The sequence below is a fragment of the Pararhizobium sp. P1_E7 genome (assembly GCF_056405855.1).
In genome coordinates this window covers 1-7944 of the sequence record NZ_JBFUBH010000105.1, presented here as the reverse complement: position 1 = coordinate 7944, position 7944 = coordinate 1, and the positions used below count along the sequence as shown (strand labels likewise).

The 7944-nt window shown below is 59.5% G+C and carries 5 protein-coding genes; 2 read left to right on the top strand and 3 right to left on the bottom strand.

The window, feature by feature from the left end:
• Window positions 1-50 precede the first annotated feature (50 nt).
• Window positions 51-848, top strand: coding sequence for a DeoR/GlpR family DNA-binding transcription regulator (locus AC1D17_RS26795; RefSeq protein ID WP_477568295.1), 798 nt, complete (start codon window positions 51-53; stop codon window positions 846-848).
• A 74-nt stretch (window positions 849-922) separates the two neighbouring features.
• The gene (locus tag AC1D17_RS26790) at window positions 923-3370 is read left to right on the top strand and encodes a GcvT family protein (protein WP_477568294.1); all 2448 of its coding nucleotides are present in this window, start codon (window positions 923-925) and stop codon (window positions 3368-3370) included.
• Between the two features lie 137 nt (window positions 3371-3507).
• Here the strand turns inward: AC1D17_RS26790 and AC1D17_RS26785 are convergent, their stop codons facing one another.
• From AC1D17_RS26785 to AC1D17_RS26775, 3 genes are all read right to left on the bottom strand, one after another.
• Complete coding sequence (locus tag AC1D17_RS26785; RefSeq protein WP_477568293.1) at window positions 3508-3966, bottom strand: hypothetical protein; 459 nt, start codon at window positions 3964-3966, stop codon at window positions 3508-3510.
• Window positions 3967-4471: 505 nt separating this feature from the next.
• Window positions 4472-6082: a tetratricopeptide repeat protein gene (locus tag AC1D17_RS26780; protein ID WP_477568292.1), complete on the bottom strand. Its 1611-nt coding sequence runs from the start codon at window positions 6080-6082 to the stop codon at window positions 4472-4474.
• A 680-nt stretch (window positions 6083-6762) separates the two neighbouring features.
• Window positions 6763-7944: glutamine synthetase family protein (locus AC1D17_RS26775; protein ID WP_477568291.1), on the bottom strand; the 1182-nt coding region annotated here is incomplete at its 5' end.

Genomic DNA, 7944 nt, shown 5'->3' with positions numbered 1-7944 from the left:
ATTTTGCGTCGCTACTTGCCAAAACGATGGAAATAATCGCAGATATCCGGATGTCAGATTCTTCAAACACCAGAGCGCTTGCTCCGCGCCGCCACGGCGAAATCCTGCGTCGTCTTGACGCCGATGGTACGGTCGGCATCACCGAACTTGCCGATTTTTTCGATGTGTCGCGGCAGACCATTCGCCGCGACCTGAAGCACCTGGCCGATCTCGGTCATCTCGGCCTCATCCACGGCGGGGCAACGCTTTTCGAGCCGACCGAGGCGGCATTCGTGGAACGAAGGCAAGAGAATGCAACGGCGAAGGAGGCAATCGGTCGTGCTGCGGCGGGTCTTGTCCGCGATGGCATGGTCGTCTTTCTCGATTCCGGCACGACGACGCTGGCCGTGGCACAAGCGCTAGCGGAGCGAAAAAACCTAACGATCTGCACGACTTCCCTCTCCATAGCGTTGCAGTTGTGCCGCCAGCCGCTGGTGCGCGTGCATATGATCGGCGGCGAAATCGATCCGGCGGAAGAGGCTGCCGTCGGCATCGATGCGCTGGAAGCCATGAGCCATTTTCGGGTGGACGTGGCGTTTCTCGGCGGCGGCGGCCTGTCTCCCGATGGCGAGGTGACAGATTTCACCCGCAACGGCGCCGAGCAGCGTTCCCGTATGGCGGCGACCGCGGCCAAGGCCTACTTCGTTCTCGACAGCTCCAAGTTCGGGCGCTTGACGCCGCTCAGGATTCCGCGTTTCGAACTGGCCGCGGGCATCATCGTCGACGTGCGTCCGCCGCAGGCGATCTGCGAGGCGATCGAGCGGAAGGGCGTAGGCCTGATTGTCGCAATGGACGATAATGTAACTTAATGTAATATTTTGTCTTGTTATTTACCGCTCGTCTGCTAAGGTCAGGCCTTCCAACAGCTTCGGGAGGTTTGTTCATGGCTAAGGATTTTCCAACGCAGGCACGCGTCGTCATTGTCGGCGGCGGCATCATCGGTTGCTCGGTCGCCTATCATCTGACCAAGCTCGGCTGGACGGACGTCGTCCTTCTGGAGCAGGGACAGCTGAGCGGCGGCACGACATGGCATGCGGCCGGCCTTGTCGGCCAGCTGCGCAGTCACGCCAACATGACCGGCCTCATCAAATATTCGACCCAGCTCTACAGCGAGCTCGAAGCGGAGACGGGCCTTGCCACCGGATGGAAGAACTGCGGCTCGGTTTCCGTGGCGCGCTCTGCCGATCGCATGACGGTATTGAAGCGCACGGCCGCATCGGCCCGTGCGCAGGGCATCGAGGTCGAGGTGATCTCACCCCGGGAAGCGCAGGATCTCTGGCCTGTCATGGCTATCGATGATCTCGTCGGTGCCGTCTGGCTGCCGGGCGACGGCAAGGCCAACCCCACGGACCTGACGCAGTCGCTGGCGAAAGGTGCCCGAAGCCGCGGCGCCCGCATTTTCGAGCGGGTGCAGGTCACCGGCATTTCCGCTGCCGGTGGCAGGGTGACGGGAGTAGACACCGACAAGGGATCGATCGCTGCCGAAATCGTCATCAACTGCGCCGGCCAATGGGCGCGCAAGGTGGGCCTGATGTGCGGCGTATCGGTGCCGCTGCATTCGGCGGAGCACATGTATATCGTCACCGGCAAAATTGAGGGCGTGCACCCCGATTTGCCGGTCATGCGCGATCCGGATGGCTATATCTACTTCAAGGAGGAGGTCGGCGGCCTCGTCATGGGCGGATTTGAGCCGGAAGCGAAGCCGTGGGGCATGGCGGGTATTCCCGACAATTTCGAATTCGCCCTTTTGCCGGACGATTGGGACCAGTTCGAAATCCTGATGCAGAACGCGCTGCAGCGGGTACCGCAGCTTGCAACGGCCGAGGTCAAGAAGTTCTACAACGGGCCGGAGAGCTTTACGCCGGACAATAACTTTATTCTCGGCGAGGCGCCGGAACTGAAGAATTTCTTCGTCGGCGCAGGCTTCAATTCGATGGGCATCGCCAGCGCCGGTGGCGCGGGGCGTGCCTTGGCGGAGTGGGTCGTCAATGGTTCCCCGACCATGGATCTTTGGCCGGTCGATATCCGGCGTTTCGCGACCTTCAACAACAATCCGCGCTGGCTGCACGACCGCGTCAAGGAGACGCTTGGCCTGCACTACGCGATGCCCTGGCCGAACCGGGAGCTGGATACCGCGCGTCCTTTCCGCCGCTCGCCTCTCTATGATCGCCTTGCTGCGAAGGGAGCCTGCTTCGGCTCGAAAATGGGCTGGGAGCGCGCCAACTGGTTTGCCGGCGCGGGTGAAACGCCGGTGACGGACTATGCCTTTGGCCGTCAGAACTGGCACGAGGCCGTGAAGCGCGAAATGAAGGCGACGCGTGAGGCGGCCGGCATCTTCGATCAGACCTCCTTTGCCAAGCTACTGGTGCAGGGGCGTGACGCTGTGGCGGTGCTTAACCGCCTTTGCACCGCCGAGATCGATGTTGCCATCGGCCGGTCCGTCTATACCGGGCTATTGAATGCGCGTGGCGGCTATGAAACCGATCTGACCGTCATGCGGCTTGCCAGCGATCGCTTCCTTCTGGTGACAGGCTCGGCACAGGCGGTGCATGATGCCGACTGGATCCGTAAAAACACCCCCGCCGATGCCCATGTTACTCTCACAGATGTTACCTCCGCCTATTCCGTGCTCGCGCTGATGGGACCGCAATCGCGCAATATCCTCAGCCGCGTGACATCCGCCGACCTGTCAAACGAAGCCTTTCCCTTTTCGACGATCCGCGAGATCGATGTCGGATATGCCACGGCCTTTGCCAACCGCATGACCTATGTCGGCGAACTCGGCTGGGAGCTGATCGTGCCGACAGAATTTGCCGTTGGCGTTTACGAGGCGCTGCAGGCGGCCGGCCGCGATTTCGGACTGATCGATTGCGGCTATTATGCGCTGGAAGCGCTGCGGCTGGAAAAGGGCTACCGCGCCTGGAGCCGCGAGCTTACGCCGGACATCAATCCCTATGAGGCCGGCCTTGCTTTCGCGGTTTCCATCGACAAGGAGGGCGGTTTCATTGGCCGCAAGGCGCTGCTTGAGGCAAAAGCAAAGGGCGTGCCATCGAGGCGCATCGTGCAATTCACCGTCGATGATCCTGTCCCCATGCTCTGGGGCGGGGAGTTGATCCTTCGCGATGGTAAGCCGGTCGGCGAAGTCCGCTCGGCAGCCTATGGTCACACGCTTGGCCGCTCCGTTGCCCTGGGACTTCTTGAAGATACCGCCGTGGATAGGAATTATCTTGAAACCGRCCGCTTCGAGATTGATCTCGCCGGCGAACGGTTCGCGGCAACCGTGCATCTTTCGCCCGCATATGATCCGAAGGCCTCACGGGTCAAGATGTAACGGGTCGTGGGAACCGGCTGCGCTGGCTGATCCCGGTCCACGAGATGACCGCGCCCATAGCATCGCTCGGTGCTATGGGCAGGCACGCCACGCTCCAATGAGCCAGCCTGCCAGGGAGCCGGCTGGCTGACCTGCGGTTAGTCAGGCGAGTTCTCTTGTGCCGCCAGCCTCTCCAGCGCCCAGCTAAAGACCAGCAAAAAGCCAAAGGCCGTCGATATCGTCCAGACACTGCTAAGCGCTTCCATATAGGGCATTTGATCGTGTTGCTGGGCATAGTAGTTGGAAAGGACATTGCCCGCGGTACAGATTGTCAATGCCATCAAGGGCATTGAAGTGCTGCGATAGTAAAGGCCTGAGTAGAGATGTCCGATGCTATCGCCAATGGCCAGGAGTGCGGCCAACCCGTATGCCGCTATTGGGGTGGCCGGGAATGGCCAGTTTTTGACCAGCATTAGAAATGACACAAAGGCTTCGCCGACGAAGATCCAGAGACATGCGACCATCATGAACTTGGTTCCTTTAGCAAATTCGATGCCGATCAACTTTATGGTCTCGACGCCCAAGGCTTCGCCGAGAAGGGAAAAAATGCTGCTCATCAAATCTCCATGAAGGAGGCCGGGACGGGCGAACCTCCCGTGATCGGGTTTGCGGCGGTCCCGTATTGTGGTCCCTAGCTTGCTTCCTTGCTGGACAGCCAGACCCGCCGTTGCTTTCTTGAAAAGGTATTGGGAAAGTATTGATCAAGTATACAGTCATCAGCAGAACGACGCGACCGGATTTTGCCGACTTGAAACCGTTTGGGGTGCCGCCCAACAACCGTTACACCTGTTACAAATAGAAATATTGGTATTGAATCAATGCTATAGCCATGGCGAAGCTCAACGGCGGATGTAACACGTCATACATTGCGTTAGCGGCTTGCCGGTACTAATCGTGGAAATGTTCGATCGATGTAGCGGACCCAGAGATTGAACCGGCAGCTGACGTTGGTGCGGCAGCTGCACCGGCCGGCCGCTCTCAACGGCGAGAGCGGCCGGTTTCGATTGGGCACCCGCGGATCCGCGGGGCCTCATTCAGATCACCAAGTTGCGTTCGCAGCCGTCAATGCTGTTCTCCGGCGGCCTTTCGAAGACCGTCATCGAAGGCGGCAATCACCGTTTCGCCAATGTTTCTCGTTCGGAAATCGGGATAGAGAAATCTTAAATAGTTGGGTCGCAAGGCTTCCAGCTTGTGCAACTCACCTTTCGCCTCATCAGCGCGATGGAGTTGGCCAAGCGCGGCTGCCTTGATGAGGGGCACCAGATAATACCCTTCGGGAAGGGCAAGATCGGCGAGTTCAAGGGCTTGCGAGTAATCGCCTTGAGCGTAGGCTGCAAAGGCAAGCATGACGAAATCAATGCCTTCGGCCGATCGTTTTTGGGCAATCCCTTGCTTGATGAGGGGGCTTCCCCGGTCATACTCACCAAAACCAACATACAAGCTGCCGATCAAAATCTTGAGGTTCGGGTCGCCACCGAAGCGTTCCAGCAGTTGTGATGAAATCGCTTCGAATATCGGCAAGTGGTTGTCGAGGGAGGCCACATACATGAGTCCCCGCAGCGTCAGGAATGTATCGGGTGCAAGGCGCTCGGCCTCCTGGGCTGCATGGCGTGCCTTCATGGCGAAAGGTGCGGGAGTACGGCCAAATGTCGGCTCGTTGCGGCTCTCACGCACGTAAACCACACTCAGCAGAGCCCAGGCTTCCGCGCTGTTCGGCGTCTTCTGCACTATGTGTTCGAGACAGTCGCGCAACGTCGCGCGCAGCTGATCCTCGAAGAGATTCTCGAGCCGCTGAGCCTTGGACAAACAGCTGCGCGGATCGCCGGACAGCTGGTCATGTTGCCGGTCCAGCACGATCGCCAGCGTTCCGTCGATGCCGAGGACTTGGGAGGCGAGCATGTTGATTGTTTGGGCCGGCATCGCGCCTGCATCAATGTGAACCGTCGAGGACGACTCGACGGCCTTGGTTTGGAAATCGACGAGGCGCCAAACCATCAGCAATCCCTCATCTGCCGGGCGCACTGTCACATTGAACAGGAAGGCACTTGCGGCCGGATCCGCCGCGCACCGCTCAGCGAGCCTGTTGGCGGCTTCCGCGTCAGCAGCAGCAATGATCGTCGCGGCGCCTATTGCCCGCATTTCGACGGCGAGTTGATCGTCCAGCGCTTCCACAAGATCGACCGCAGCAGACGAATGCCCGGTCGCAACTGCTGGCGGGACAACAATGCAGGTGCGCCCGGCAGCGGCACGGGGTTTCAAATGCTGTTGCAGCGGAGGACCGCTAGAAGACAGGAATATTAGCAGGCTGACGACGCAGGCGCCCACAATAGCCGAGGACAGAGCCCGGAGCAGAGGGAGCCGTTTCTCTGTCAGCGCTTTCCGGATTGCGCTGTATTTTTTAGAAGTAGAGATGGGCGGCGGCGCCGGCGCGGCGGCAGGATCCGCCCTTAAACTGAACTCGGGAACGTATGAGCCGCGATTGATGCTGATAATCACCGGATCCGATTTTCCCTCGTCCCGGTAATAGGCGGACAGGGCAACGCGGAGCCGGCTCGCGGTAGAGCGGACAACGGACTCTCTTGGACCAAAGCTGTCGGAGCGTCCAAATAGCTTCTGGCCAACAGTGGATGACTTGATTCGCTTCGCCCGGCCCTCCAACGTTTCGGAAACCACGTAACGAAGGAATTCCTGAATTCGCTGCGACCTGCAGAGGTGGGAGGATCGGCATATCGATTCGACCGCCTGCAGGATCAACTCACGTTCATGCGATGCTATCATGCGCTCTTTTTCGAGTTCCGTTGGAGACGCGTGACCTCGAAAGAGAAATTGCGGGCCCACCGAACGTCCAACAAGTCCAGAAATGCGCTGCAGGGCTGCTCGCGCTTGAGAAGCTTAGCCGATCTATTTCAACTTGGGGAGCTACCGCCGCGTGCAATTTCACCAATCTGGTACACGTCCACCGACGGTCCGGTCCGCTTTGTGACGACGTGCGATACCTGCGGCTGCTGCTCTTCTTCGGCCCCCGCCCGATTTTTTGCGTTTGAAACCGTTCGAGAACCGTCCGCGCTGGCGGACGTGTTCGTGGTTTGGATTAAAGTTAATTATATCAAATAGATACAGCATAGCCATCGAATGGCGGATGTAACACGCACCACGTTGCATTTGACGCTCTCAAGGGTGTCTACTGTCGCATGCGTGGTTCAATCAACGATCGGCCCCAACGATTGAACGCGGCTAACCGTTGCTTCCCAACGGCAGCCGTTCTGGCCGGACTGCCTCTCTAGCGCCACCTGAGAGCCCGGCTGGACACGCAGCCAACGGGCCTGCGATCATCCGCTTCCGTTTCTGAACGCCTAGACGCTATGCAGGTAGCTTGCATATTCCAAATCTGAAATATCGCGGTTGAACACGGCAAGCTCCTGGCGCTTGCAGGTCGAAAACATCTCGATAAGTTTCGGCTGGAAAATCCGTTTGACGATCTCACTCTGCTCGAAGAGATCGAGAGCGGACGGCCATGTTGCAGGAAGGGATCTGGCATCGCTGGCATAAGTGTTGCCCGCCGTTGGCACTGGCGGCTCGGCGCGCCGCGCGATGCCATCTATGGCCGCGCCCAGAATGGCTGCAATCACAAGATAAGGATTGGCGTCAATGCCTGCGACACGATGTTCGATGYGGCGGGCAGCGGCTGGACCACCGGGGATGCGGATTGCCGCCGTCCGGTTTTCATAGCCCCAGGCCGCTGTGGTTGGCGCCAGGCTTTCAGGGCAGAGCCTGCGAAACGAATTCAGGTGCGGCGCAAACAGCGCGGTGCAATCGGGCATGGCGTCGATCAGGCCGGCTACGGCCTGCCGCATCAAGATCGTGCCTTCAGGGCCGCCATTGTCGAAAACGTTGCGGCCTTGCGCATCCACAATGCTGAAATGCACATGCAGCCCGCTGCCGGAGTGTGCCGGATAGGGCTTTGCCATAAAGGTCGCGGCAAAGCCGTGCTTGCGTGCCATGTTGCGAACGATCTGCTTGAAGAACACGGTATCGTCGGCCACCTTAAGCGCATCGGGACCATGCACCAGGTTGAACTCGAACTGGCTCGGCCCGCTCTCCGACGTTGCGGCATCGACGGCAACGCCGCATGCGGCGGCCATCGCGTAGACATCGTCCAGAAAAGCACCGACCTCGGCCAGCTCTTCCAGCGAGTAGATCGTGTCCTTGGCATCCGCATGGCCGATCGGCATCGGCGTCAGGGGCTTCGCCCGCGGCGATTTGGGATCAATCAGGTAGAATTCGACTTCTGTCGCGACGACGGGGGTCAGTTGAACCGCCCGAAACCTGTCGAGGATATCGGCCAACGTGCGGCGCGGATCGCCAAAAAACGGCTCCCCGGTTTCCAGACGCATCCACATCGGCACGAATTGCGTCTGTGTCGCGGTCCAGGCCAAGGGGATCGGTCCGCGTTCCGTCGGCTCGCAAATGCCGTCCAGATCGCCCTGATCCAGCGTCAGGGAATTTGCGAAGACGTCCGTGCCCCAGATATCGAC

Bases quoted from the DNA above. Each gene is read 5' to 3' on its own strand.
- AC1D17_RS26795 (WP_477568295.1), top strand. From the start codon at position 51: ATGTCAGATTCTTCAAACACCAGAGCGCTTGCTCCGCGCCGCCACGGC.
- AC1D17_RS26785 (WP_477568293.1), bottom strand. From the start codon at position 3,966: ATGAGCAGCATTTTTTCCCTTCTCGGCGAAGCCTTGGGCGTCGAGACC.